Consider the following 441-nt stretch of genomic DNA (forward strand, 5'->3'; position numbering starts at 1 on the left):
CTACCCCGGCGACCTCATCGAACTCGACCTCGACCTCGAAGCCGACCTCTCCATCGACTCCATCAAGCGCGCCGAGGTCGCCGGCGAAGTCGCCCAACGCCTCGAACTCGCCGTCGAAGGCGACGAGTCCGAGCTGGAGGACCTCGTCAAGGCCCGCACCGTCCGCGCCATGGTCACCTGGCTCGACGAGAAGATGGGCGGCAGCGTCCACGTGTCGGTGTCCACCACCGGCCCGGTCGCCCTCCCGACCGCACCCGCTCCCACCGCTGCCGCACCCGGGGCCTCGCTCGCCGAGTTCCAGAACGCCATCCTCACGGTGATCAGCGAGCGCACCGGCTACCCCGTCGACCTCATCGAACTCGACCTCGACCTCGAAGCCGACCTCTCCATCGACTCCATCAAGCGCGCCGAGGTCGCCGGCGAAGTCTCCCAACGCCTCGA

General features: G+C 68.9%; 1 protein-coding gene. It reads left to right on the top strand.

All coding sequences use genetic code 11. From position 1 onward, the window contains the following. The coding region (locus tag LPA42_RS33450; RefSeq protein WP_228987153.1) for a phosphopantetheine-binding protein at positions 1–441 on the top strand (441 nt) is incomplete at both ends.

It is taken from the genome of Micromonospora sp. DH13 (genome assembly GCF_020873825.1).
In the GTDB taxonomy this organism is placed as follows: domain Bacteria; phylum Actinomycetota; class Actinomycetes; order Mycobacteriales; family Micromonosporaceae; genus Micromonospora; species Micromonospora haikouensis.